23 protein-coding genes and 5 pseudogenes are annotated in these 23,463 nt (G+C 50.1%); 14 read left to right on the top strand and 14 right to left on the bottom strand.

Annotated features, from left to right (window positions below; genetic code table 11):
- Positions 1-161 precede the first annotated feature (161 nt).
- Positions 162-1,376 (top strand): hypothetical protein, encoded by a 1,215-nt coding sequence (locus JVX88_RS35740; protein ID WP_211623778.1) that lies wholly within the window; start codon positions 162-164, stop codon positions 1,374-1,376.
- Here the strand turns inward: JVX88_RS35740 and JVX88_RS35735 are convergent.
- Both JVX88_RS35735 and JVX88_RS35730 read right to left on the bottom strand, forming a co-directional pair.
- A pseudogene (locus tag JVX88_RS35735) lies at positions 1,371-2,366 on the bottom strand (condensation domain-containing protein); the annotation flags it as partial. The gene JVX88_RS35740 and the pseudogene JVX88_RS35735 sit on opposite strands and share 6 nt — an antisense overlap.
- Positions 2,275-3,558 carry a UvrD-helicase domain-containing protein gene (locus JVX88_RS35730; protein WP_317134575.1) on the bottom strand — a complete coding sequence of 428 codons (1,284 nt, stop codon included), beginning with the start codon at positions 3,556-3,558 and terminating at the stop codon, positions 2,275-2,277. The gene JVX88_RS35730 and the pseudogene JVX88_RS35735, both read right to left, overlap by 92 nt.
- Before the next feature lie 218 nt (positions 3,559-3,776).
- On the opposite strand from JVX88_RS35730, the gene JVX88_RS35725 reads away from it, so the two are divergent.
- Entirely contained in the window at positions 3,777-3,995 is a 219-nt protein-coding gene (locus tag JVX88_RS35725) for a hypothetical protein (protein ID WP_211623774.1), read from the top strand.
- Positions 3,996-4,032: 37 nt separating this feature from the next.
- On the opposite strand, the gene JVX88_RS35720 is transcribed toward JVX88_RS35725, so the two are convergent.
- Complete coding sequence (locus JVX88_RS35720; protein WP_410503747.1) at positions 4,033-4,647, bottom strand: mechanosensitive ion channel family protein; 615 nt, start codon at positions 4,645-4,647, stop codon at positions 4,033-4,035.
- A gap of 23 nt (positions 4,648-4,670) precedes the next feature.
- On the opposite strand from JVX88_RS35720, the gene JVX88_RS35715 reads away from it, so the two are divergent.
- Genes JVX88_RS35715 through JVX88_RS35705 form a run of 3 tightly spaced genes read left to right on the top strand, consistent with a single transcriptional unit; the run spans position 4,671 to position 6,949 of the window.
- Positions 4,671-5,864, top strand: coding sequence for a hypothetical protein (locus JVX88_RS35715; protein ID WP_211623771.1), 1,194 nt, complete (start codon positions 4,671-4,673; stop codon positions 5,862-5,864).
- A 4-nt stretch (positions 5,865-5,868) separates the two neighbouring features.
- The gene (locus JVX88_RS35710) at positions 5,869-6,048 is read left to right on the top strand and encodes a hypothetical protein (RefSeq protein WP_211623763.1); all 180 of its coding nucleotides are present in this window, start codon (positions 5,869-5,871) and stop codon (positions 6,046-6,048) included.
- Positions 6,049-6,073: 25 nt separating this feature from the next.
- Positions 6,074-6,949: a 3-hydroxyacyl-CoA dehydrogenase family protein gene (locus tag JVX88_RS35705; RefSeq protein ID WP_211623761.1), complete on the top strand. Its 876-nt coding sequence runs from the start codon at positions 6,074-6,076 to the stop codon at positions 6,947-6,949.
- Positions 6,950-6,984: 35 nt separating this feature from the next.
- Here the strand turns inward: JVX88_RS35705 and JVX88_RS35700 are convergent, their stop codons facing one another.
- Positions 6,985-8,049 carry a glycosyltransferase family 4 protein gene (locus JVX88_RS35700; RefSeq protein ID WP_211623759.1) on the bottom strand — a complete coding sequence of 355 codons (1,065 nt, stop codon included), beginning with the start codon at positions 8,047-8,049 and terminating at the stop codon, positions 6,985-6,987.
- Positions 8,050-8,153: 104 nt separating this feature from the next.
- On the opposite strand from JVX88_RS35700, the gene JVX88_RS35695 reads away from it, so the two are divergent.
- From JVX88_RS35695 to JVX88_RS35680, 4 genes are all read left to right on the top strand, one after another.
- Positions 8,154-9,278, top strand: coding sequence for a phosphopantetheine-binding protein (locus JVX88_RS35695; protein WP_211623757.1), 1,125 nt, complete (start codon positions 8,154-8,156; stop codon positions 9,276-9,278).
- Positions 9,279-10,023: 745 nt separating this feature from the next.
- The gene (locus JVX88_RS35690; protein WP_211623755.1) at positions 10,024-10,338 is read left to right on the top strand and encodes a DUF4388 domain-containing protein; all 315 of its coding nucleotides are present in this window, start codon (positions 10,024-10,026) and stop codon (positions 10,336-10,338) included.
- Positions 10,332-11,471, top strand: coding sequence for an MBOAT family O-acyltransferase (locus tag JVX88_RS35685; RefSeq protein WP_211623753.1), 1,140 nt, complete (start codon positions 10,332-10,334; stop codon positions 11,469-11,471). The genes JVX88_RS35690 and JVX88_RS35685 overlap by 7 nt, the downstream gene beginning before the upstream one ends.
- The gene (locus JVX88_RS35680) at positions 11,401-12,174 is read left to right on the top strand and encodes a sensor histidine kinase (protein ID WP_211623744.1); all 774 of its coding nucleotides are present in this window, start codon (positions 11,401-11,403) and stop codon (positions 12,172-12,174) included. Before JVX88_RS35685 ends, JVX88_RS35680 begins: the two co-directional genes overlap by 71 nt.
- Positions 12,175-12,328: 154 nt before the next feature.
- On the opposite strand, the gene JVX88_RS35675 is transcribed toward JVX88_RS35680, so the two are convergent.
- Positions 12,329-12,559: a photosystem II protein, Psb35-related gene (locus tag JVX88_RS35675; protein WP_036000570.1), complete on the bottom strand. Its 231-nt coding sequence runs from the start codon at positions 12,557-12,559 to the stop codon at positions 12,329-12,331.
- Positions 12,560-12,660: 101 nt separating this feature from the next.
- Positions 12,661-13,728 carry a hypothetical protein gene (locus tag JVX88_RS35670; RefSeq protein WP_410503746.1) on the bottom strand — a complete coding sequence of 356 codons (1,068 nt, stop codon included), beginning with the start codon at positions 13,726-13,728 and terminating at the stop codon, positions 12,661-12,663.
- Between the two features lie 18 nt (positions 13,729-13,746).
- Between JVX88_RS35670 and JVX88_RS44825 the strand changes: the two genes are divergently transcribed.
- Positions 13,747-13,917 carry a tetratricopeptide repeat protein gene (locus JVX88_RS44825; RefSeq protein ID WP_410503820.1) on the top strand — a complete coding sequence of 57 codons (171 nt, stop codon included), beginning with the start codon at positions 13,747-13,749 and terminating at the stop codon, positions 13,915-13,917.
- A 9-nt stretch (positions 13,918-13,926) separates the two neighbouring features.
- A pseudogene (locus JVX88_RS44820) lies at positions 13,927-14,766 on the top strand (tetratricopeptide repeat protein); the annotation flags it as partial.
- Positions 14,767-14,786: 20 nt separating this feature from the next.
- On the opposite strand, the gene JVX88_RS40160 reads toward JVX88_RS44820, so the two are convergent.
- The 4 genes from JVX88_RS40160 to JVX88_RS35650 all read right to left on the bottom strand — a co-directional run bounded on the left by JVX88_RS40160 (position 14,787) and on the right by JVX88_RS35650 (position 18,275).
- On the bottom strand, positions 14,787-15,941 hold the full coding sequence (locus JVX88_RS40160) for a hypothetical protein (RefSeq protein ID WP_225931297.1): 1,155 nt from the start codon (positions 15,939-15,941) through the stop codon (positions 14,787-14,789).
- Positions 15,916-17,067 (bottom strand): glycogen/starch/alpha-glucan phosphorylase, encoded by a 1,152-nt coding sequence (locus JVX88_RS35660; RefSeq protein ID WP_211623739.1) that lies wholly within the window; start codon positions 17,065-17,067, stop codon positions 15,916-15,918. The genes JVX88_RS40160 and JVX88_RS35660 overlap by 26 nt, the downstream gene beginning before the upstream one ends.
- Positions 17,058-17,540 carry a hypothetical protein gene (locus tag JVX88_RS35655; protein WP_211623737.1) on the bottom strand — a complete coding sequence of 161 codons (483 nt, stop codon included), beginning with the start codon at positions 17,538-17,540 and terminating at the stop codon, positions 17,058-17,060. The genes JVX88_RS35660 and JVX88_RS35655 overlap by 10 nt, the downstream gene beginning before the upstream one ends.
- Before the next feature lie 213 nt (positions 17,541-17,753).
- A complete protein-coding gene (locus JVX88_RS35650) occupies positions 17,754-18,275 on the bottom strand; it encodes a calcium-binding protein (protein ID WP_211623736.1) in 522 nt (173 codons plus the stop codon).
- An 866-nt stretch (positions 18,276-19,141) separates the two neighbouring features.
- Here JVX88_RS35650 and JVX88_RS44815 point away from each other — a divergent pair.
- Positions 19,142-19,303: pseudogene (locus tag JVX88_RS44815) on the top strand (hypothetical protein); the annotation flags it as partial.
- A gap of 47 nt (positions 19,304-19,350) precedes the next feature.
- Here JVX88_RS44815 and JVX88_RS35640 read toward each other — a convergent pair.
- A pseudogene (locus JVX88_RS35640) lies at positions 19,351-19,818 on the bottom strand (Uma2 family endonuclease); the annotation flags it as partial.
- Positions 19,815-20,390 (bottom strand): FAD-binding oxidoreductase, encoded by a 576-nt coding sequence (locus JVX88_RS35635; RefSeq protein ID WP_211623732.1) that lies wholly within the window; start codon positions 20,388-20,390, stop codon positions 19,815-19,817. The pseudogene JVX88_RS35640 and the gene JVX88_RS35635, both read right to left, overlap by 4 nt.
- A 43-nt stretch (positions 20,391-20,433) precedes the next feature.
- Between JVX88_RS35635 and JVX88_RS35630 the strand changes: the two are divergent.
- Positions 20,434-21,273, top strand: a pseudogene (locus JVX88_RS35630) (PTS transporter subunit EIIC); the annotation flags it as partial.
- Between the two features lie 138 nt (positions 21,274-21,411).
- On the opposite strand, the gene JVX88_RS35625 reads toward JVX88_RS35630, so the two are convergent.
- A complete protein-coding gene (locus JVX88_RS35625; protein WP_317134686.1) occupies positions 21,412-22,203 on the bottom strand; it encodes a 4Fe-4S binding protein in 792 nt (263 codons plus the stop codon).
- Positions 22,204-22,236: 33 nt separating this feature from the next.
- On the bottom strand, positions 22,237-22,770 hold the full coding sequence (locus JVX88_RS35620; RefSeq protein WP_211623727.1) for an META domain-containing protein: 534 nt from the start codon (positions 22,768-22,770) through the stop codon (positions 22,237-22,239).
- 30 nt (positions 22,771-22,800) lie between these two features.
- Here JVX88_RS35620 and JVX88_RS35615 point away from each other — a divergent pair, with 30 nt between their 5' ends.
- Complete coding sequence (locus JVX88_RS35615; protein ID WP_211623725.1) at positions 22,801-23,448, top strand: hypothetical protein; 648 nt, start codon at positions 22,801-22,803, stop codon at positions 23,446-23,448.
- Positions 23,449-23,463 lie beyond the last annotated feature (15 nt).

The raw sequence follows: 23,463 nt of genomic DNA, 5'->3' as shown, positions 1-23,463 counted from the left end.
GAAGCCTCCTTTTCTGGAATACCCGCAGGTTCAAAGTCCCCCAAAATTGGAGGACTTTGAACCTGCTTGTTTTCTCGTTCCACCAGCATCGCCTGCGGTTTGTAAAACGACTCGCTTATTGCAAGATGTAAGTAGACATCAAGCAATTGATCAAGATGGTCATGCTAATCATCATTTTTAGAGGTCAGACGCTGGCCTTGGTCGGAGGAACCGTAGCGGTCGAGGGTGGCAGGTTAACGGCGGCAGGCGGACGCATCGAGTTGGGTAGTGTCGCAGCGAATGGATTAGTGCGGCTAAATCCAATTGACAGCGGTTGGGATATCGGCTATCGCAACAATCAACAGGCCAACTTTTATCAAGATATTGACCTGACTGATAGGGCACTGCTGAATGCTGCTGGAGCGGAGGGGGGCGTGATTCAAATTCGCGGTAGAAATGTCACTCTTACCGATGCGTCGCGAATCGTGACCAACACCCAAGCCGCCAAGACAAATCGCCAAGACAATGCCATCCGTGTATTTGCAGCGGAAACTCTAAGCCTGCAATCCGGTTCACGCGTGGAAATCTTGACTAACCGCCGAGGTCCAGTCAGAAATATTGATGTGCAGGCGCGAGAATTAGAAATCCGTGGTGCTTCTGAGCAGGACCAAACCAGCGGCATTTTCTCTGGCACCGTAGCTACTCCAGAGGATACAAATAGCAATACCAGCAACGAACCGTCTCCAGAATCTAACAATGAAAATTCAAACGACGGCAATGTAGAGAATCAAGACGATAATAATATTGGTTTGAATGGTAATAATAACGAAAACACCTCGACAAATCCAGGCGATACGGGAAATATTCTGATTCGCGTCGGTCGAACTGTGCGTTTGGAGGACGGTGCTGAGATTGGCATTGTTACTGACAATGATCAAGATTCTGGCAATCTGCAAATTAGTGGATTCAACAAACGTTTTGTCAATCAATTCAGCCTTTCCGATCAAGCGCGTTTGTCTACTCGAGGCGGAAGGCGAGGTGGCGCAATTGCGATCAATGCCAGGACGGTGAATCTAAATCAGCAAAGTCAAATTGAAACGGCTCAGCACTCCGGTCAAACGAACCGCAATGGTGCCATTTTCATTGACGCTCAGCAAATTCGGCTGATGCAGGCCAGCCAGATTCGGGTTGATCAAAGTTCTGGTACCCAGGCCAACATTGCCCTCACTACACCCTTACAGACGGGTCGCATTGTTCTGGATGACAGCGCCATCACCACCCAATCCTCGGCAGGCGGAGCCAATATTCGCCTCAGAACGAACCAGCTTGCTGCATTGGTGACAGGGGGTAGATATCGGCGATTGGGGTTGGGGGCTGGGCGGCTGGCGGCATCATGAATGACCTCCCGGTTCATCTGCAATATTGATGGGTTCAAACGCAACCTGCGACAACACGGCTTCTAGTTGGGATGGATCAAGCTTGACAAGAGCCACATCAGAGGGATTGTAACCCGTCTGAGAGGTTTGATTAGACTCGCTCTGACTAGACTCAATTAAATCCAACAGGTAGTCTCGAAACCGTTGCGTGAGATGCAGCATAGTAGAGCAGTGGTACTGGTCGCGGCTGTAGCTCCAGTCCAAATAAAGCTGCCCAGCATCAATGGCACCATTAATTTCCAAACGATAGTGCTTCGGTTGCAGCAAGCTCTGAGTCGAGCCGAGTGGTTGCTGGATGCGCTCTAGCAGGGGTGCGGTTGCAGCGGGGATAGAGGCGTTAAATTTTTCTGTATCGAATTGTGCTGTATCGGGTTGGGCTGTGTCAAATTGGGCTGTGTCAAATTGTGCTATATCAAATTGTCCCAAGTAATTAAAACTTACTTCAGATCGCGGGTAATCAGGCAATTCGTACTTTGTACTCAGATAGCGTAAAGTTCCATAGGCAAAAGAATAATTTAGAGCAGTGCGAAATTGGGCTTTAATTGATTGTAAATTAGTTTCGATTTGGTTTCCTGCTACTGTGAACAAAATCGGTGAAATTGTCGTAAACCAACCGACTGTGCGAGATAAGTCAATATCTTCCCAAGGATGATCACGACCGTGGCTTTCCACGTCCACCAGGAATGACGATTGCCCGCTCCATTCACTCAGGGTTTGCGCCAATGCCGTCAGTAAAGCCTCTTGAATTCGGGCACTATAGGCTTTTGGAACTGCGGTTAAAAGCATTTGTGTTTGTTCAATCGAGAACATGATACGGATCTGCTCACTGGTGGCAACCGTATTTTCGCCAGCAGGAAAATCAACGGGTAAATGAACCGGATTGGCAGAGAAGGCATTCCAGTAGGCAAATTGCGGCTGGATCGCATCCGAGTTGGCATAGGACTGCAATCGTTCTGCCCATTGCTGTACAGAAGTCGTCTTTGCGGGTAACTGGGGTGCTCTTCCTTGAGCTAGCTACTTCTTCAAAGGCGCGGGATTGGGCATTAGTGCGGTAGAGAATGGCAAAATCGCCCCAGCTCAGATCGGGGTTAGTCAGCTCCATCTGCCGCAGTTGATTCACCACAAAATTCGCTTCTGCGGTTTCGTCTTCGGCCCGATAGCAGTAGATCGATTCTCCCGATCCGCGCGTTGGACGCAGGATCTTATCAATCCGTTCTGTGTTATTTTCGATCAGCTCGTTGGCGGCCTGCAGGATGTTCTCAGTGGAGCGATAGTTCTCTTCTAGCTTCACCATCGTGCGGGTGTCATCATCCGGCAGACCGTCGCCAAAATCCTGCTGAAAGTTCATCAGAATCGTAAAATCTGCCGCCCGGAACGAGTAGATTGACTGATCGGCATCGCCCACCACAAAAATTGAGCGGTAATTCCAATCATTGAACTGGTGCGTATCCACACCATTCGTCACTAATAACCGAATTAAATCATACTGCGTTCGATTCGTGTCCTGATATTCATCTACCAGAATATGGCGAAAGCGTCGATGCCAATAATCTAACACCTGTTGATTTTGGCGAAACAGCTGCACCGGCACCAGAATCAAATCATCAAAATCCAGCGCGTTATTATTGGCCAGTGCCTCCTGGTAGCGAGCATAGATATCGCCAATCACCCGGCCACGATAGTTGGGCTGCTCTTGCTCAAAGGCTTGTGGAGATAGCCCCTGGTTTTTGGCATTGCTGATCGCATAGCGAACCGAGCGCGGTTCAAATTTCTTGTCATCTAAGTTAGCGCTGATCACCAATTCCTTGATCAAACTCTGGGCATCCGACTCATCCAAAATCGAAAAGTTGCGATTCCAGCGTCGCCCGTTGATGCCCTGATACTTCTCGATATCAAACCGCAGAATCCGCGAACAGAGGGCATGGAACGTTCCAATCCAGAGGTTTTTAGTGATCTGCTTATACACCTGCGACTTGAGGCGCGTTTGCTCAGCCGGATACAGCGCTTCCAACGGTTTACCATACTGGGCAATCGCCTCCTGTTCCGCAAACAACCGCTCGATCCGCTCCTTCATTTCCCGCGCTGCCTTATTAGTGAACGTCACCGCCAGAATATTCTCCGGATCGACGCGATGAGTCAGCAAAGGGGAACAGTTGATTTAGGTCTGGGGTGGTTAAGGATGGCAGATTCACAGATTAATACAGCAGCAATGGGACAGGTTTATTCCCAATCATACTGCGGGAAGTCAGAAGCGGGGCGTCAGGGGGCTAAGCCGTTTTTTGTGCTAAACGCATCAAAATTGCCGAAGCTGAAGCTCAACGAGAAACCCTGATTGCTGAAGCAGAGGGCCGCCGTCAGGCCATGATCCAGGAAGCCGAAGGACTGACAGAAGTGTTCCGGCGCATGACCACCGCTCTACCAGAAACCGCTGATCCGCGTGAAATGCTGCGGTTTTGGATTATATATGAATATGCTAAGCAGGGCAAGCCCTTCTTTCCAGGCGATTTGCAGATGCCAGCCACCTCATCTACGACTGTACTGCAGGCCATCAGTCAGCCAGATGTCAACTCTGACGCCTAAATCAGTCTAAGTTGATTTTAGCGGCCCTTCAGATCAGCTACTGTCCGTTTTTGCTCTGAATCTGGAACGAAGGAGGACTGTAATCATCTGGTAGATAGTCACTGGGAATCGTGGAATGATTGCCATCTCGCAGTGATGAGTAGGTGGGAGACAAAATTTCAATCCCAGCTTGATTGCAATAGTCTTGAATATTTTGATGTAATTCAGAATAAATTCTCGGCATAATCTCAGGGTGATTCGTATAGGCATTTAGTTCATAGCTGACGTTAAAATCATTTAACGCTGTCTGCAACACAAAGGGACAAGGCTCAGGAACAATATTCGACGTTGAGAGAGCCGCTTGAATCAACACATCATGAACTTTGCGCCAAGGCAGATCGTACCCCAGCGTAACGGTTGTGTGTAGAAGTAAATATTGTTTGAATTCACGCGCACCAGCATGGAAATTGACCACATTGCTACTGAGCACCGCCGAATTGGGAATGGTAATCACTTCTTTTCTAGGCGTCAGAATCCGGGTGACAAATAGGGTTTTCTCAGTTACTTCTCCTATAATGTCTCCAATCCGAATCACGTCTCCAATCCGAAAGGCACGAGTATAGATTAAAATAATACCTGCAATCACATTAGCGATAGCAGATGACGATCCCAAGGTGAGTAACGCACCTAAAAATAATGAAATTCCTTGACATTCCGGCCCTCACCAATCTGGGAAACATTCAGCTTCGCCTAGAGCAGTTTCCTGAAGCCGCAGCGACCTACCGGCAAATTTTGCAGTTGCAGCCTAATCACCTGCAAGTTCTAGACCAATCGCTCAAGCTGATGCTGGCAACAGGTGACTGGACGAACTTAGCCGATTCGTTCGCCCGATTGCAGCAAGGATTTCAAACTCGATCCCGCCCCGATCTGACAGTTCCCATCTCGCCGCTGAACAGTTTATTTCTACCCTTCTCAGCCAGCGAGCAACAGGCCATCGCTCAGGATTATGCCGCAGCAATTGAACGCCGTATGGCCGGATTGCAGCAACAGTTGGCCGAAGCAAAACACGATACGAATCAACCGGATAAACGCAGCATCAGGCAAAACTCGCGCATTCGGTTAGGCTATGTGTCTGGAGACTTGCGCTACCACGCAGTTGGGCAACTCATTCTGCGCTTATTTGAGCTACATGACCGGCAGCAGTTTGACGTGTTTGCCTATTCTCTAGGACCCGATGACCAGAGCCGCGAGCGGCAAACGCTGATGCAGAGCTGCGACTGCTTTCGAGATGTGCAGGGCCAGACTCCGGTTCAAATCGCTCGCTTGGTGATGCAGGACCAAATTGATATCTTGATCGATCTAGCCGGTTATACCAACTACGCTTGTCCAGAGCTGTTCGCCCTACGCCCCGCTCCACTCCAGGTCAACTATTTGGGTTACCCAGGCACCTCGGGCGCTCAGTATATGGACTACATCATCACCGATGCTGTCATTACTCCACCCGAACTAGCAACCACCCTGACCGAAGCCCGCCTTTACTTACCACACACCTACCAAATCAACTGCTATCCCTATCCCGATAGCGACCCCACTATCCTCAGCAATTTGCCCAAACAGCAGCACGGCCTGCCTGCGGATGCATTTGTGTTCTGCTGCTTCAACAAAAGCCAAAAAATTGAACCAACGATTTTTGCAGTCTGGATGCGAATTCTACAGCAAGTACCCCAGAGCGTGCTGTGGTTGCTCAGCGATCGACCTGCAACCGAACAAAATCTGCGGACACAGGCAGCTGCTCAGGGCATCGACCCAACCCGCCTGATTTTTGCACCTCGTGTAACACAGAGGATTTTTCAAACCAAAGCAATCTCCAGTGAACGAATCAGTGAATGAATCAGTGAACGAACCAATCGAAGCGCTCTGTCCCACAATTCCGGTGACGCCCTGTCCGGTGGTAGCTCAGTCGCTGAACCCCCGCCTGACGACCCTCCGCTCGGTTGTGCCCTTCCTGTTAGGGACGGGAATCAATCTGCCTGATCTGCCGAGCCGAATTGCCAAGTTAACCACCATCTTTTGACGTTTCAACAAGAGGTTTTAGCATCATGTTTAAGCCATTCCGAACTGCTGCTGTGCTGGGGGCAGGCGTGATGGGAACCCAAATCGCGGCCCACCTTGCCAACGCCGGTCTGATGGTCGAACTCCTCGATCTACCGGCTGCTTCTGCCTCCAAAAATGACCTAGTCGAAGCAGCGTTTAAGAAAGCCCTTAAACAATCGCCTCCGATTTTCTTTACCGAGAAAACCGCGCATCGGGTCAGGCTGGGCAATTTCGAGCAGCATTTTGACCGCATCGCCAATGTGGATTGGGTGATCGAAGCGGTGGTGGAAAACCTGGACGTGAAACAGCAGTTGATGCAGCGGCTGGAAGCCACCGTTAGCGAACAGACGATTATTTCCACCAACACCAGCGGTTTACCGATTCAGGCAATTACCCAAGGCCGCTCTGATTCCTTCCGGCGGCGATTCCTCGGCACTCACTTCTTCAATCCGCCTCGCTATCTGAAATTGCTGGAATTGATTCCCACCCCCGATACCGATCCGCAAGTTTTGCAGCGGATGCAGTGGTTCGGGCGGCTCCATCTCGGTAAGGGCATCGTCATCGCCAAAGACAGGCCGAATTTTATTGGCAACCGGATCGGCATGTATGTCACCATGCTTGGTTTACAAGCCTGGATCGAGCAGGGATATACGATCGAAGAAATTGACGCCCTCACAGGCAGCTTGGTCGGACGCCCAAAATCGGCCACCTTCCGCACGGCGGATTTAGTCGGACTCGATACCCTGCTGTATGTCGCTGAAAATCTCTATCCTGCCATTCCAGACGATGAGAGCCGCGAGACCTTTCGGGTGCCTGAGATATTGCGCAAACTGGTGGCCACCGGTACGCTGGGCGCTAAAACCGGCCAGAACACTCAGTAATCTTTTCATGTAGATAGAACCCTGGCTCAGAGAACTCAAACCGCCTGACGGCTTTTTTGATGAACTTTTTGATAAATTTCAACCGTTTGAGCGGCAATGGTGGACCAGTTCAAATCGGTTTGGCAACGGGCTAAGGCGGCGGTTCGCAACTGATTTTGCAGGTCAGGATCTCCCAATAGGCCACTGATGGCATTGGCTAAAGCCGGCCCATCTGCCGCTGGCACGAGTAGACCGTCCTGCTGGTGACGAATCATTTCGGCCAATCCACCCACCTGAGACGCAATCACTGGGGTTCCTGTCCCATAGGCAATGGCTGCAACACCGCTTTGAGAGGATTCGGTATAGGGTAGAACCACGGCAGTACTGCGTTGAAATAACTCTGCTACGGCTGCAAACGGAATAAAATGATTCAAAAGCTCATAGCGTTTGGGATCATAACCATTGGGGAAATACCGCTCGATCGGGTCGCCCCGACCTGCGATCACGAGCTTTACCTGAGGAAACTGCTGAGCTACCAGCGGCATGGCCTCCAAGAGAAACCGCAGCCCTTTGTAGGGCCAAATTCGCCCAAAGAACAGCAACGTATAGGGTTCACGGATGTAATGGTTAATAGTATGGGCTATATTCTCAGAACTAGACTCATACTGACGGGCTGCAAAGGATGTATACAAACTGCCCAATTCACCATGCGGCAAAACGCTGATGCGGTGTTGGGGGATTCTAAACTGATCAATTAGGACATCTTTGATAGATTGCGCATGCACAATTAGATGCTGGGAACGGTAGTAGGCAATGCGGCGGGTGTATTCGGAGCCAAATTTCAGATCCTGATCGCCGGGATGCCGAAACACATCATGAATGGTGGTGACGAGAGGCGGCAGTTGACCAAACAGCAGCGACAGGTCATACCAAGAATTGTTGGTTTCCTGCACATGCAGTACATCAGGCTGGAGGTCTTGCAGCACCTGTCTGATCTGCCGCAGCACCAAGAGGTTGCGTCCGTCTCGAATGCGAGGTTTCCAGAAGCCAACGGTTTTAATCTTGGCATTCAGGTGGCTGCGATGCAGAGCCGAAAGTTGCTCAGGGTGGATGAGAATCACCTCAGCGAATTCAGTATGCTATTCAGACAGCAAATTGGTTGTCCAATCCAGCTCTAATAGCATCAAGAACCGCCCCGAAAACAGTTCTAAAAACAGTTGGGCGGATGCGAGAATGGCTGCAAACAAATTCCGGGAATAATTCTGAGAATAATTCTGAGAATTATGCTGAACTGGGAATTGACCCGGAGGATTGGTGGAACCTGGAAACACTCCTGCCCTATACTATCGAAATTACCTGGTCTGCTCAAACCAACACAGGTGACTATGATGTACTATTCATTCGGCATGGAGTTGAGGCAACGATTGATTTCCCTTTGGCTGAGATACCTGATCAATTCTGTGATGCCTACACAAACTGTCCCCTTCAGTCACAATTGGCGCGCCAACTCGTGCCCGAACTGCGACAATCCCTGAAACAAACCTTGCCGGATTACATGGTACCTGCTGCTTTGATGCCGTTGGCAACGCTGCCTCGCACGACGAATGGTAAAGTGGACCGTGCCAAAATCATTACACTGCATGAAACTGAGGGGACAGCACCTGATGGTATCCAGCCAATCAATTCAGCTGCAATCGCTTCACCTACTTCAGACCATCCAGTATTGTCACGAGCAGAAGCGATGCTAGTAGATATATGGAAAGAACTGCTGCGGCTCAAGCAAGTGAATACCTCTGATAACTTTTTTGAGTTGGGCGGTCATTCCCTGTTGGCAACGCAAATGGCTTCTCGCATCCGGGATCTGTTTGATGTAGAATTACCGTTGCAGAGCGTGTTTGAAACACCGACAATCGCCCAACTCGCTGCTCTGCTGGAATCTCGACGGGCCGCAACCTCACCCTTGCCAATACCTCCCCTGGTACGGTTGGACCGCTCGCTTTATCGTCGTAAGTCCTCAATCTTTGCAACTCCCCAGAATGGGGAAGAAGGGCAGGATGAGCAACTATTGATCTCTGACCAGCTGATCTCTGACCAGCCAGCTTCCAAAACTGCAACAGCTTCGTCTCCCCTAGTTGCCTTAACGCTCGGTGGCAGTCAGTCTTCTTTCTTCTGTATACACCCTATGTTTGGCGTTGTGTTTCCCTATTTGGAACTGGCCCATCATCTCGGACCGCAATGTAGCTTCTACGGCTTGCAATCCGTGGCCCTTCTGTGTCTATGCTCAAATCAGGACTGGTGTTCTACTACAGGTTCTACTACAGTAGTTTCTACTCACAGAGTTGGACGATAAGTGCAAGTTCAGAGAGAAGCGCCTTTCAGAATTTGCCTTCAAAACTTGCCTTAGGTCACTGGCTAGTGCGTCCTCAACAATCTTTAGCCTAATCAACTGTAGCCGACCCAGCTAGCCAAATTAGATTTTTGTCAATCTTACTGCCTTCCTAGAGCTGAGTGTTGGTATTGGCCTCGAACCCAGCTTGCGTGAATAGAACCAGTTGCCATTTCTAACTTGTTGGCCCGATCGGCAACCCTAGGGGACTATCACCGCTACTTGGGTCACAAGCTCAACTGTTCTGTCTTCTTAGGCAGTGCATTTCTAAGATTCCCTAGACTTTTCCGGCAACAACAGGGGTAACGACAGCGAGAAGCAACGACAGAGGCAGTTGCTTGGTCGTGCCAGTGGAGAACGGGCAGAGGTTTAAGTAGGCCAGCCTGATTATTGTTGCAGATCCTACAGCTCCTACGGGGAAAACACCTTGCGTCTACAATTGCCAGTATTCAGAGTTTTGTCCGTAGAAAACAGGAGAGTTATAGTTGTGGGATAGCAAGCAGGTGATCATTCCTCCCTACACAGCTATCCAGACCGGGTCAGGACAAATTTCCACAGATGCTTTTTCTTAACTCTGCCAACACCTGCCGCTGGTTCAAATCACTAGCCCCCTATCTCTAGATACTCTCTAGCAACAAATTTTATCGAACAACGACAGCAAGCCGAATTAACCTAAGCTTGAGCTGTGTTCAGGAGAAATGCAGGCTACATGCAGGGAAAACTCAACGAAATTGATATTCGTAGCATTCTACAGCTGATTGAGCTAGGGCAGCGAACGGGGGAGCTGTTTGTAGAAACCCATAGTTCTGCGAGTTTTAGCCCAAATCGTGAACCAGCCATCGGCTATTCTACGCTCTGGGGCCGGAATTCTCGTGGCTCCATGCAGTCCTGGTTTGTCTTTTTCCTGAATGGACAGATTATTTATGCTGGGGACAGCAGTTCTAGTCTTGCTCGCCTGCGCGATTACCTGCGTCGCTACAAGGTTGACAAAGCGCTAGACCATACAAAATTGCCTATTTGGTAGACTCCTATCGCAATGCTCAACCGTTCGCCTATCGTTTCCTGGATTATTCGCTGTTTGTTTCTTTCTTTCCCCACCTGATCGCCGGTCCCCTGATTCACCATAAGCAGATCATTCATCAGTTTGCTAACCATGCGATTTATCGTTTTAATTCTGCCTCGTTTGCGATGGGAGTCACCCTATTTGGCATGGGGCTATTCAAAAAAGTCATCCTGGCGGATGGGGTAGCGCCCTATTCGACGCAGATTTTTGCTGCTGCCACAGACGGGGTAGCCCTCACAGTTGTGGAAGCCTGGATCGGTGCGCTGGCCTTTACCCTACAGCTCTATTTTGATTTCTCTGGCTATTCGGATATGGCGATTGGTTTAGCCAAAATGATCGGAATTGACTTGCCGATCAACTTCAATTCGCCCTACAAGGCCGTGAACATCATTGATTTTTGGCGACGCTGGCACATGACGCTATCCAATTTTCTGCGTGACTATCTGTATATTCCGCTAGGCGGCAACCGCAAAGGCGAACTCCGTCGCAACCTCAACTTAATGATTACCATGCTGTTGGGTGGCCTGTGGCATGGTGCAGCCTGGACTTTTGTGATTTGGGGCGGCCTACATGGGGTGTATTTGCTGATCAATCATCAATGGCGATCGTTGAGACAGCGGCTAGGGGGGCAAAATCTACAGCAGCATTCCTGGGCCGAGAGAGCAAGCTGGCTGCTAACGTTTGTCGCTGTGGTGGTGGGCTGGGTGTTTTTCAGAGCAGAGAGCCTAGAGGTTGCTGTTTCGATGCTGCGGGGTATGGTTGGCCTAAATGGCATTTCCCTCCCGGCATCGCTAGAGGACTCACTGGAGTTCATGCAGGCGTGGGGGGTGCAGTTTAATGATCTGATGCCGAGCGTTCAGTTGCAGGTCGAGCAATTGGACGACGTGAATGAAATTGACCCAATCGTGCCGATTCTGAAAATTTCAGCATTGCTGCTGCTAGTGTGGCTAGCTCCAAATACGCAGGAGTGGCTGACCAGAGGGGCCGTTGCCGCCGTGCCTGATCAAGGCATCCAACCCAGCGATGCCGATCAATTACGCAGAGACGGTCTGCGCATCGGGCCAGTCAACTATCGGTCTGCAAGACGAGATTGAGCTAGACTACCTGCGCAATGACCTACCGCAAACGATTGCGAGTATCCGGGCAGGGGCGGACCGTTTAAAGAATCTGGTCACTAGCCTACAAAACTTTTGTCATATCGACGATGTTTACCCCAAGCCCGCCAATATTCACGACTGTTTAGACAGTATTTTGCTGCTGCTCAAAAGCCGTCTATCGGGCATTCAGATTGTCAGGAAGTATGGCCACCTCCCACCCGTTTCCTGTTTCGCAGGGCAACTCAATCAAGTGTTTATGAACATTTTGACGAATGCAATCAACGCTCTGTTGAATCAGGCGGTGCAACAAGAGGTGGCCTCCGAATTGCGGAAACGCCAATCTTCAATCGTTGGACCGGAGGAGCGTTTGAAACCGCAAATCACGATTACTACTCAAGTGCGTTCTGCTCCAGCCGACAGCCCCGATCCGATTGCCTCCCGCTGGGTAACAATTCAAATCGCCGATAACGGACCCGGAATTCCAGCAGCAAAATACCAACAGATTCTCGATTCATTCTCAGTGGAAAACCGCGCTGATAAGGAAACCAGCCTTGCGGTTAGCTATCAAATCATCACGGCCAAACATGGCGGCAGATTTTACCTTCGCTCTCAGCCAGAAACCATTATGACCTCATCTGTTGCTCCGGCTTGCTCCATCAACCACGGTACGGAGTTTGAAATTTGGTTGCCGCTGGTTTAGGAAAGTTCTGAATTTTGAGTTTTGAGTTGAAGGCTTGGTTTTACACAAGTCAGCTTCAAATCTCAAAAAAACCTCCGAGCATGGCCCGGAGGTTTAGATACTAGAGGAATCCGTTGAAACAGATAGGAAGACCGGAATTGAGGCTTAGCTTTGCCTAGGCGCTAGGCAGGATGCGGCTCGTATAGGCATCGACTGAGAAACCAGGTACCCGCTCCTCGAAGTCCGTCTCAGTTCCCGTGACAGAAACGGCCAGCTTCTCAAATGATTCAGAACGCCAGTTGCGCTCATGAATGGGCTTGGTTTGTTCACCTCGGAAATAGGCTTGGCTGCCAATCACTGCTGCCGCAACCCAACCTACTACAAACAGAGCAATTACAATTGCCATCGTCGTAACCTCCTACTTTGTGCTGACCGATGAATCGAGCAGATTGCAGCCGGAAAGAATGACGGATCCGAATAAAATAAATATGAATGCAAACGAACTTCTCATCGCTTCTGAACCCGCGGCGAACCGCGCCAACTATTATAACCCAAGCCGTCCAAAATCTTTTGTTCGCGTCCGTTCAGTTTGCTCTTTACTGAAAGTTTGGTGTGTCCGGAGCCTTGAACAGCCTCAACACCGGTTCCGTTCAATTCCTTAACAAGGTCGATCGCTTCGGAGCCGAATACGAATCTTTGGGCGGCATTGCGGAGGATATGTATCGACATGAGAGCTTCATTAGCATCGACGGGCTTATCACGATCCTTAAATTCCCGAAAGATGCTCCGCATTAAACTTGCAGAATCGGAACTCCCGCTGGACGAGCGCATTAGCTCAAGATCCACGAGAAAGGCGATAAGGAGTCCGCGGGCATATGTCTGTGTGTTCGGGGGACCCGCAATTTGTTGAGAGAGTCCGATTAGCGGTGTTCTCGGATTTTGGCGGCTGTCGATCGCGTAAGCGCGAGACAAAGTTTCCAAAAGGTCCTGAAAGCGTATTCGCCTGACCTTTACCGCGAGTTTCAGTGAGCTGTAAAGAGCGAAGCCTTCATAAAACCAGGCATATTCGCCGGTCAGCCTGACGCCATTCGGCAGCCATAAATGAAAAAGCTCGTGCCGGAGCTGCTCGTGCAGGCGTTGCTGGGAACGGTCGCTGAATGCCGTGTCCGATGAGATGATGATGATAGTGTTCCCACGAGTTTCTGCTTCCCAAAAATCCGGCGCGCGCTCGACCGGGGGACGCAAGATCGCCAGTTGAGCCGATCTTGAAGGCATAGTTCCAAAGATCCCCTTGTAAGCAACAAGTATCTCCTCGACCATTCTTGAGGCTTCCGTGTCAGAGAAATGCCAGGAACTGTTGAGTGCGATCTCTACTTCGAAGTCACCAACCTTTACCTGTGTCGAACGAAGATCTTTGGCTACGACAAATACGGCCCTTGAAACATCAGTTACCAGAAATTCCGATCTCCCGCGGCGTTCCGCGCTTGAACGAACTTGCCAACCATCGGGAAGTATTATCTGGATTGAGGATGATGCGGAACCTCCGGCCACCCTTTCCAGGCGCTCTCGCTGCAACCGACCTTGGCAACTGCGGTGGAGTTGTGTCGGTTCGGGCAACTGTTTTGGCAGCAGGATCACATTGAATCGGCTTTGGCCTGCTACCAATGGGCGGTGCAACAAGATCCAACCTGCGCCGATGCCCACGTTCACATTGCTGAGGCCCTGTGTCGGCAGGAGCAGCACGAGGCTGCAATTCCCCACTAACGCCAAGCCGTGCAGTTGCAACCAAGCGGACAGGGCTATCATCAGTTGGGTGATGCTTTGCTGCAATCCCAGCAGTGGGACGCGGCAGTTGAGGCGTATCGGCAGGCCATCGAGCGGGAGCCGGATTTTTCCTGGTCGCATAACAACTTGGGTGATGCTCTGAAGCAATTGGAACAGTGGGAGGCGGCGGCTCAGGCGTATCAACAGGCGATCAAGCTAAATCCAGACTTTCTCTGGTCGCACTACAACCTGGGTGAGGTGTTGGCGAAGTTAGAGCGTTGGGATGAGGCGATCGATTCTTATAATCAGGTGTTGGCGTTGCAACCCCAAGAGGAATGGGTTCAGAGTAAAGTGGGTGCTTCGCATTTCAACGATGGGATACAGCGAATTGTTGAAGGAAAGATCAAAGAGGCAAATGCTTGTTTCAGTAAAGTCGATCAGATTGGTGACAGTAAAGGAGATTTAATCCGCTGGCCTCAACAGCAAGGTAAGCTATGGCCTTTTTGCCCGTTTAGTCACCTTAAATCAATTTTTGAAGCACTGAAACCACAAGGCGTTGCTTGGCCTAAAATCACGATTGTTACCCCTTCTCTCAACCAAGGTGCCTATATTGAGGAGACGATTCTTTCGATTCTGAACCAGAGTTACAGTAATTTAGAATACATTATTGTAGATGGTGGTTCGACCGATAATACAGTCAGTGTTCTGGAACGCTACAAAGATCAAGTAACCCAGATTGTAATTGAACCCGATCACGGTCAAGCAAATGCACTGAATAAAGGGTTTCAGCGAGGAAGCGGCGAGCTGATGACCTGGATCAACAGCGATGATCTACTGGCTCCTGGAGCATTACATATCGCAGCGCTTACCTATCTGCAACGGCCTTGGGATGTCATGGCTGGTATTTGCCTGATGCACCCTCCATTCACCTCAACACCGCTTGGAGCAATAATCGATAAATTACCAGCTTGTCCTCTCCCAATTGATTCTGTAATCACCCCTGCCCCATCTCGCACAATTAATCGGTTCGTTTGTAGCGTCAAATTCCCCGCATCCCCGCTTCTAAATGACGTTGCCGCTAACCCACCCTGACCACCAATTAACTCAGTTGTTCCTCCAACTGCTACAACTATGTTCCCGCCACGGCCTCCCCCACTGTTTGTCGCCGCGGTTGCTTCTCCGTTCTGCATGGTTAACTGTCCAGCTGCGATAGTCAAATCACCCGCATTGCCAGTTCCGGTTGTGCGAGTCCGTAAATCTCCCTCCAAAAGTTGTACAGTTCCAGTGGCATTGATGATCAAATCGCCTGCATCGCCTGCGCCAATGGTTTGGGTCGAGATTGTCGCACCGTCTCGCACCGTCAGTTGTCTAGTTGCCACGCGAATCGTGCCTCCGGGTGCTCGTGATTTCGGATTGAGAATGCCGAACAAGCTGCCCGCTTCACTAACGATGTTGCTAGACAATCCACCCGCCGATTCCCCAGCAATCTCAATAGTGTCAGCATTGATAGTAATAGTTCCTCCTCGACCTGTTCCAGTAGAGGTCCCTTGACCAAGACCAACCGTAGAGGCCGTAATGGCAGCTCCGCCCTGGATCAATAGCTGCGGAGTAGTAAGTATCAAATCCCCAGCATCTGCCAATCCAAACGTACCCGTCAGAATTCCGCTGGGTTCTGCATCTTCACCTATGCTTGAAACTCCGGATAGCTCAACCGAGCTAGCAGCAGTAATTTCTAAATTACCACCTTGCCCCGTATTCAGCGTTCCAGTCCGGATCCGGCCACCGTCTGTAGCTATCAGGCGATTGACATTGATCAATGTGTTACCTGAGTTGCCAGTTGATTCAGCATCAACTTCATTTGAGATTTGTGCTCCATTACCCTGCAACGTTAACTGCCCTGTTGTAATAGTAAGGGTGCCACCATTGCCGCTAGCTCCACTGCCTTCAGGGCCTGTAAAAATGCCAGTGCCATTACCGCTATTTGCTGTAGAGATGATTTCAATCGACTGAGGTGCATGAATCATCAGAGCACCACCTTGCCCTGCACTCCTCTGGATCGCGATAGGTTCGGCTGACTCGCTCCTGGCAAGCTACATAGGAGGGGTAATCGGCCAAAAGCAGATAGGGATCGCTGTAGAGCAGCAGGTTGATGAGCGGCTGAAATAGCTCGGTGTTGCCCTGGGTTAGTTGCTTAGAGGATAGTAAATCGATGGCTTCCCTCAGTTCGGCATTTGCCTGATAGAGCGTCATGGGATTATATTGGCTGCGCCGTTGCTGCACTTCTGCTGCCGTTAATCCGAATTGGAAGAAGTTGTCAGTTCCTACCGCTTCGCGAAGTTCTAGGTTGGTGCCGTCGGGTGTGCCGATAATCAGGGCCGCATTCAGGGCGGCAATCATATTGCCGGTATCAGCCGCTTCGGTACCGACCAGGGAAATATGCTCGGATAGGTCGATGGCCGGATAGATAGGCTGGGCGGTTTTGATATTGAAATCTTTCAGGAACACCACCTTTAAGCGGTCCCGCACAGCGGCATCGCGATTCACCAGATCGGCCACGGCATGGATCAGCTTGATGATTAGCTTGGCAGTGGAGTAGTCGGGGGCAGCTTTGCCTGCAAAGATAAAGGTGCGAGGCGTAATTTCAACCTGGGGATTGGCTTTGATCCGGTTGTACAGCGTGAGGATATGCAATAGGTTCAAATGCTGCCGCTTGTATTCGTGGATCACCATCGCCTGCACATCAAACAGCGAGTTGGGATTCACCTCAAGTCCGGTCTGGTGGCGGATGCGAGTAGCCAGTTCGTGTTTGGCCACCTGCTTGATCCGCAGCCATTCCCTCCGAAAGCCTGGATTGGTGGCGTAAGCTTCCAACTCTCTCAACTGGTCGAGATTGCGAATCCAGCCCTGACCCAGCTTGCTGGTGATCAAATTGGCCAGTTCGGGATTCGTCTGTAGTAAGAAGCGGCGTGGAGAGACTCCATTGGTTTTGCTGCTGAATTTGTCGGGATATAGCTGGTAAAAATCTCGGAAAACCGTCTGCTTCAGCAATTCGGTATGCAATTGCGAAACCCCATTCACCGCGTGGCTGCCTACGGTTGCCAGATAATTCAACCGAATGTAGCGCTCTCCCCGTTCATCAATTAACGACATGCGGCTGAGGCGGGCCGGATCCTGCCCCAATGGGCAATTTCTGGAGGCAACTCTCTCGACCCAGCCCCTAGAAATGATCGCAACACCTCCACTTCAACCCACAGCCAGACCTCTAGGGCTTTGCCCTCGGGTGAATACAAACAGTGCTTTGGGTCCACCCCAATTCCCCGAATACAAAACTCGCGGTTGCCCACTCGTGTCAACCCATCCTCATGATATCCCTGGAGGTGAAAGTGGAACTCCATCTGATCACACAGGGTCTCTGACTGAACACTCGAAGACTCATACCCCAATGGCACATCCAAAATCTCCAGTTTGAGTCCCTCCCGCAAGTGAATTGATCGCATTATTCCTTGCTCGATGTCATTAGGATGGAACCAAGTCAGATCCAAGGAATCGAAGGGATCAGTCTGCACAAATTCCCCTCTTTCTCCTCCGGAATCTTGCCAAGCCTGGTGCGAGATGGAGACCATAGAACTACCTGCTTAGTTCAGTATCAAAATCTATTGCAAGTTATTATCATTTATAACAGATAATTGCTATCCCGTTCGGTATCCCCTATAGCTCCCACGTTTAGTAAAAGAGTGAAACAGTGGTTGATCATGTAGATAATCAACCCTACCCCCTTGTCAAGAGAGATTCAGGGGGAGATCATACCTCGCAATCAAAATCAGCTTATTTGCAAGCTACTGAAAATTGCTGCTGCTAATCGCATTCACCTGCGTCCATTTCAGAATTGCCAGGACATCATCGGTGGCTGTAATTTTGATTGCCACATCGGTGCCGACCTGCTCCAGACTCAGATCGGCAGCAGTGAGTGCTCCGGTGAAATCGCTCTTATACCCGCTCAGGTTGATCTTGTCATTGCTGCCAAATCCGAAAATGGTGGCGACTCCTTCACCAGGGCTAAACGTCCAGGTGTCGATACCACTGCCCGCGTAGATTGTATCGTTTCCAACTGAGGTAATCGAATTATTTCCCTCACCCAGGTAAATTGTATTTGTTCCAGTTCCAGCATGAATCGTATCATCTCCTGCACCGGCATAGATTAAATCATCACCGGCTCCAGTTATGATTGTGTTTGCACCGTCGCCAGCATAGATAGTTGCATTGCCTCGCACAGCGTTCAGCGTGTCGTCACCGACTCCGGCATAGTAGTTGACGAGTATCTGGATCGTTGGCCCAGGGCCGCAAATCAGCCTTTGCATCGGGAAAGTGCGACTTAAACAGGTTGACAACGGCAGCAATTTTGGTAGCCACAGTCACCCCAATCGCCTGTTCTGCTGCATTCACGCCATTCCACTCCTAACGACAATGACTCAATTTACATCTAATCATGAAGTTTAAAGTGAATAGTACAGATTGATACCGTTTGCTCTAGCTGCAGCTGGAGGAGTCAGAAGTCAGAAGCGGGGGTAAAGCTGGCTGAATCATCATGATGGAGCGCTGGATACACAAGGATCTTCCTAAAACGAGTGCAAGCCAAGTCTGTACAATATTTTGTGTCAATCCAAATCATTTGGCTTCGTCATTGCCTGTGTGGATGGATGAACTGGCTTTCCAGAAGCGATTTAGATCATCCAAGTGGGGGAAGAAAAATCCGCTCAACCAATTTAGCTTAATCAATACAGTTACATTTCGTACATCTAGCGATAGATTTTCTCCGCTTTTCTCCACGGTTCTTTAATTGCCAGGATTGAGTTGCACTTGTTAAGCTAACCTTAAATCAGCTGCTAATTTTTACCGCTTCAAATTTCTTCTTACCTTGCCTCGAAGAGATTTAGTTATGCTTAAAATTCAGTCTTACGAGCATTGTTGTTGGTTTTCTTAACATTCCTATTGATATTTAATCTAGCTACCTGATTGCAATCGCTGTGGAACGTTATAACCCTATACGGCCATTTCTCTACTGTTACTTCGACACTAGATCACCACATTTTATTGAAGTTGCGTTGTTGAAAATTGCCTCTACTTTGCTGTAATCGCTTACTCGACAATCAATCAATGTTTGCCGATTTGCACTTCTGATCTTGCCTTAAGCGTCGATTTTTGATCACAATTTAGGAGCCAATCCATGTTCATAGCTCATCCTTCCCAGTCGTCTTCTCCAGTCACTGCTAAAGATCAGGCGTTTATCCTCTGGTTTGATCAGGTCGGCATCGAAGACGTGGGTTTAGTGGGTGGTAAAAATGCTTCGCTGGGAGAAATGATTCAGCAGCTTACGCCCAAGGGAGTGAATGTCCCCACTGGCTTTGCCGTTACGGCCTATGGGTTTCGCTATTTCTGCTGGTCTTGGAGATTGATCAGCCAGCCGAGCCGCAGACCGCTATTCAGGTATTCCTGCATTTTTTCGCGCAATGCTTTTAGAGTGTCAGTCCGTGAGCGTAGCTCAATCACAAAATCCGGACAGATAGGCGGAAATTTCTCTTGTTCTTCTGGAGTGAGTGCATTCCAGCGGTCTAGTTGCACCCAAGCTACATCCGGAGAGCGGTCTCCGCCGCTGGGTAGCCTGAAAATCGTGGAGGAACTGAAAACTTTGCCTAAGTTTGTCTCCTCATTCCATAACCAAACTCGGCTAATCAATCCTGCTTCTCGATTGCCGCTGACTCCTCCTACGGGCGGCATAATTACTAATTCCCCTTTGGCCGTTCGTTCAAATTGCAGGTCGTCATTAGCTTGACAGAGACGGTAGAATTGCTCATCGGTCAGCTCAACGGATTGCAAGTGTAAAATCAGTGGTTCTGTAATCATGGCTGTAACTCTGAAATAGCTCGTTCATTATGGCGCTGGTCCCAGGCTTTCATTTTGCCGGGGTTGAGCAGGCCATAGGGATCGACCATTTGCTTAAACTCTAACTGCACTGGATCAATCGTTTTGCGTCCGCCGTCTTCCAGAATGTAGGTGTGGGGATTGGCAATAAATGCACCGTTGTCTTCGTGGTATTTAATGATTTCCTGTAATCGCTCTGATGTGGTATAGCGAACGATTTGTAGTGCTGCCGGTATTGCAGTGCCGTTCACGCGCAAATATTCTAGGTGCATCATCACTTCATCACCAAAATGATGATACATGTGTTCAACGAGTTTGAGTTCCTTGTCGGGCGGAAACAGGGTCTGCAGATAAGTGAGGGTTGGATCGACGCTACGGGCGTGGAGTGTGGTGTGGTTCCAAGTGTATTCGTAGATGGCGGTGCCTTTGCTGGCTTCCTGGGCTGTTTTCTGGTAAACCACCGTGCCATTAAATTCTTTCACGAGTTCCTGAAATAGCTCCAGGCAGGATTCGGCGATCATCAGCAAGGCACAGTGGCTATCGGACGGGATCACTGTGCGAAAGGCGGCGAAGTAGTTGGAAATCGGTGCAGCGCAAATGCAAATCAATTTTTTGATTAAGCCATCGGCATCGCCAAGCACCTGGTTTCTGGCGGCCCTGGGTGCGGCAGCCCAAACCTTTTTTGGCTATTTGTCACCGCAGGACATTATTGCCAAAGGGCTGGACCCAACGACAGTCACGCGCCTGAGTCCAGAAGAGCTAGTAGCCAAAGGTCTGCCCGAAACCATCAATGTTTTAAAGCCGGTAATGGGAATCAATACCCTGGATACCGGTGTATTTGGTGGGCTGTTGGTGGGCTGCCTAGCCGCTTATTTGTTTAACAAGTATTTCCGGATTCAGTTGCCCCAATACCTGGGTTTCTTTGCCGGTAAACGCTTTGTGCCGATTGTGACAGGACTGAGCGCCATCCTGTTAGCCATCATTATGAGCGTGGTTTGGCCGCCAATTGGCAACGCTATTAATGTAGCGGCGAATGTGACGGCTAGTGGTGCCAACACAGCTATAACTGCTGCTGTCTATGGCGTGGTAGAACGTTTGCTGCTGCCGTTCGGATTGCATCATATTTGGAACGTGCCTTTCTTCTTCGAGATTGGCCGCTTTGTGGATCCAGCGACCAATCAAGTAGTGACAGGCGATATCCGCCGCTTCTTTGCCGGAGATAAAACAGCAGGCATTCTGGGTGGAGCCTACTGGTTCAAAATGTTTGGGCTACCAGGTGCAGCAATTGCGATGTGGCGAGCGGCCTATCCCAAAAATCGGGGCCGAGTCAGCGGCTTGATGTTTTCGGCAGCCTTCACCTCATTTCTGACCGGGATTACTGAGCCGCTAGAATTTTCGTTCATGTTTGTCGCACCGCTGCTCTATGGCGTTCATGCGTTAATCGCTGGTTTTTGTCAGTGGTTGTTTCAAACTATGGGCGGCAAAATGGGATTTACGTTCTCACAAGGAGCAATTGACTTTATCTTGTTTAATAGTTTGGGCACCAGATCCTGGTTAATCTTGGCATTCGGTCCCTTATTCTTTGCGCTCTACTTCGTGATCTTCTACTTTGGTATCAAACACTTCGACTTTAAAACACCTGGCCGAGAAGATGAAGACGTGGAAGACGGGGGTGCAGTGCAGTTGTCTGGTGGGGCAACTGAGATGGCTCGGGAACTGGTGCGGGCCTTTGGCGGACGCAGCAATATTGCCACCCTCGATGCCTGTATCACCCTCGCTAAAAATGGTTTGCACTGGAGCCATCGGGCAGAAGTATTGACACCAGGATTTGCCGCCATAGAAGTAACCGACTGCAATGGCGATGCCAATCGTAAATAGCAGCCACAGACCCAGCACCAGCCGATCGGCATTGAAAAACAGGATGCGCCCGCACAGTCCGACAAACAGCCAGCCAAATTGCACATAGGCGTAATTGCGGCCCAACCAGGAATCGGGCTTCACCTTAGCCAACTCATAGCGCACCTTACCAGTTTGGGCGTTTTCTCGCTTGAATTGACGCTGCCAGCCCAGCGCACGGGGAATTTGGGACAAAAACGACAAAGGACAAATCCGTCGCCACAGTTCATGCCCAAACACCAGCAAAATCAAGATACCCGAGGGCACAATCGCGCCCCAAAATAAGGTGGCTCCGATTGGATAGGGCTGCTCCTCGACACATTGGCCCTGCACCGGCACACATTCGCCAGTCAACCGCAGCGGACTCCAGGGATGATCGGGTGTGGTGAGGGCGGCGGTCCAGGGGTCATAGAACAACGAGGCAATAACCAGCAGCCAACCGACCGTCAGGACCCAGCGAACCCAATGCATTTGGCGTTCTGGCACTTGTGCAAACATAACAGCTCACCACATGCCTCGAACGGTTTGATTCGTAAAGCGCAGCACGCCCGATGTCTGTTCCGTTTGGTAGAAAATCGTCAACTGGCCTTGATCATCGAGTTCATAGCGCTGAGCGCCTTGCAGGGCGGTTAAATAGCGGATTTCCTGGTCCATGATTGTTTGTTCACAGGCTTTAAACGTGGAAGCCAGCGGGCCAACCTGCAACTGGTTCCCTTCCGTGTTGAAGCTGCCTGTAAACCGATTGCAGCCGCCCGATCCGGAAATCCGATCGCCAGCAAACTCGACGGTGAGTTCGCCAGCCGGAACCATCGGGGTGGGAGTCGGATCCTCGGTCATGTTAGCCAGCCGCCAATTTCCGGCGAGGGCAGTGGATTGGGCCATCAGTAGGGGAGGTTGTTCTAATACAGGTAGAGCGCTTGCCGTGTTTGCCAGAGAAATTCCACCCAGTCCGATGAGCAAGGACAGGATTGGATGGGTCAAATACTGACTGAAGTGGCGGTGGAATAAGGGAACATCCGTTATGTCCGTGTCAGCCATCTGCCTTACTGTGTCAACGTTCTTAACGCAGTGCCACGTACGACCGTCTGCGGAACCATTGCTCGTGGTTTCTCGAATTACCTTGTCGTTCATGAATTAGGCCATATATTTGACAACCAGGCTGATCAGGGTGGAAATCAGTCAATTACGGATGCATTAGCAGGCGGGATGTTTACAATTCAGGATCAGGAATTCTACTGGGTCATGGGACACCACACTGTTGTCCCATGTGGCCCTGGTCGTAACGCCGCGCCAGTCGGTTGGTCAAGAGGTGAACGCGGGTGGGGAAGCGGTCCTAGTTCAATCTATGCATCTCAGGGAATTGATGAGCGTTGTCAAAATCCGACTTTGCCAAATTTCACAGATTTCCAGCAGAATCCACCTCCACATCAGGTTGCGTCTGGGTTAACGGTACTAGAAGCGTCATATCAGGAATCCGCTGCAGATATGTTTCTGAATTGGACGTATCGCATCCAGATGCAAGGTGGCTTCAGAAATCGAACGTGGAAACCCAATGAACGGGATGCGGAAGGTTACTGCAATCGCCCTGACGGTTGTGACGATAACCAGACCTTAAACCCACCTTCATCGAATAGGAATTCGGGTGATGCGCGTTTCAACTGGATGAATGATTTCATGCAGTTAACACTCATCAGACTGATACCATCACTTGAATGAGTCGTTATTCCGGAG

It is taken from the genome of Leptolyngbya sp. 7M (genome assembly GCF_018128485.1).
This window is presented reverse-complemented; position numbering and strand designations above follow the sequence as displayed.

Bases quoted from the DNA above. Each gene is read 5' to 3' on its own strand.
- JVX88_RS35740 (WP_211623778.1), top strand. From the start codon at position 162: ATGCTAATCATCATTTTTAGAGGTCAGACGCTGGCCTTGGTCGGAGGA.
- JVX88_RS35725 (WP_211623774.1), top strand. From the start codon at position 3,777: ATGATCCAGGAAGCCGAAGGACTGACAGAAGTGTTCCGGCGCATGACC.
- JVX88_RS35715 (WP_211623771.1), top strand. From the start codon at position 4,671: ATGAAATTCCTTGACATTCCGGCCCTCACCAATCTGGGAAACATTCAG.
- JVX88_RS35705 (WP_211623761.1), top strand. From the start codon at position 6,074: ATGTTTAAGCCATTCCGAACTGCTGCTGTGCTGGGGGCAGGCGTGATG.
- JVX88_RS35695 (WP_211623757.1), top strand. From the start codon at position 8,154: ATGCGAGAATGGCTGCAAACAAATTCCGGGAATAATTCTGAGAATAAT.
- JVX88_RS35690 (WP_211623755.1), top strand. From the start codon at position 10,024: ATGCAGGGAAAACTCAACGAAATTGATATTCGTAGCATTCTACAGCTG.
- JVX88_RS35680 (WP_211623744.1), top strand. From the start codon at position 11,401: ATGCCGATCAATTACGCAGAGACGGTCTGCGCATCGGGCCAGTCAACT.
- JVX88_RS35675 (WP_036000570.1), bottom strand. From the start codon at position 12,559: ATGGCAATTGTAATTGCTCTGTTTGTAGTAGGTTGGGTTGCGGCAGCA.
- JVX88_RS40160 (WP_225931297.1), bottom strand. From the start codon at position 15,941: ATGATTCATGCACCTCAGTCGATTGAAATCATCTCTACAGCAAATAGC.
- JVX88_RS35660 (WP_211623739.1), bottom strand. From the start codon at position 17,067: ATGTCGTTAATTGATGAACGGGGAGAGCGCTACATTCGGTTGAATTAT.
- JVX88_RS35655 (WP_211623737.1), bottom strand. From the start codon at position 17,540: ATGGTCTCCATCTCGCACCAGGCTTGGCAAGATTCCGGAGGAGAAAGA.
- JVX88_RS35650 (WP_211623736.1), bottom strand. From the start codon at position 18,275: ATGCAAAGGCTGATTTGCGGCCCTGGGCCAACGATCCAGATACTCGTC.
- JVX88_RS35625 (WP_317134686.1), bottom strand. From the start codon at position 22,203: ATGCATTGGGTTCGCTGGGTCCTGACGGTCGGTTGGCTGCTGGTTATT.
- JVX88_RS35620 (WP_211623727.1), bottom strand. From the start codon at position 22,770: ATGGCTGACACGGACATAACGGATGTTCCCTTATTCCACCGCCACTTC.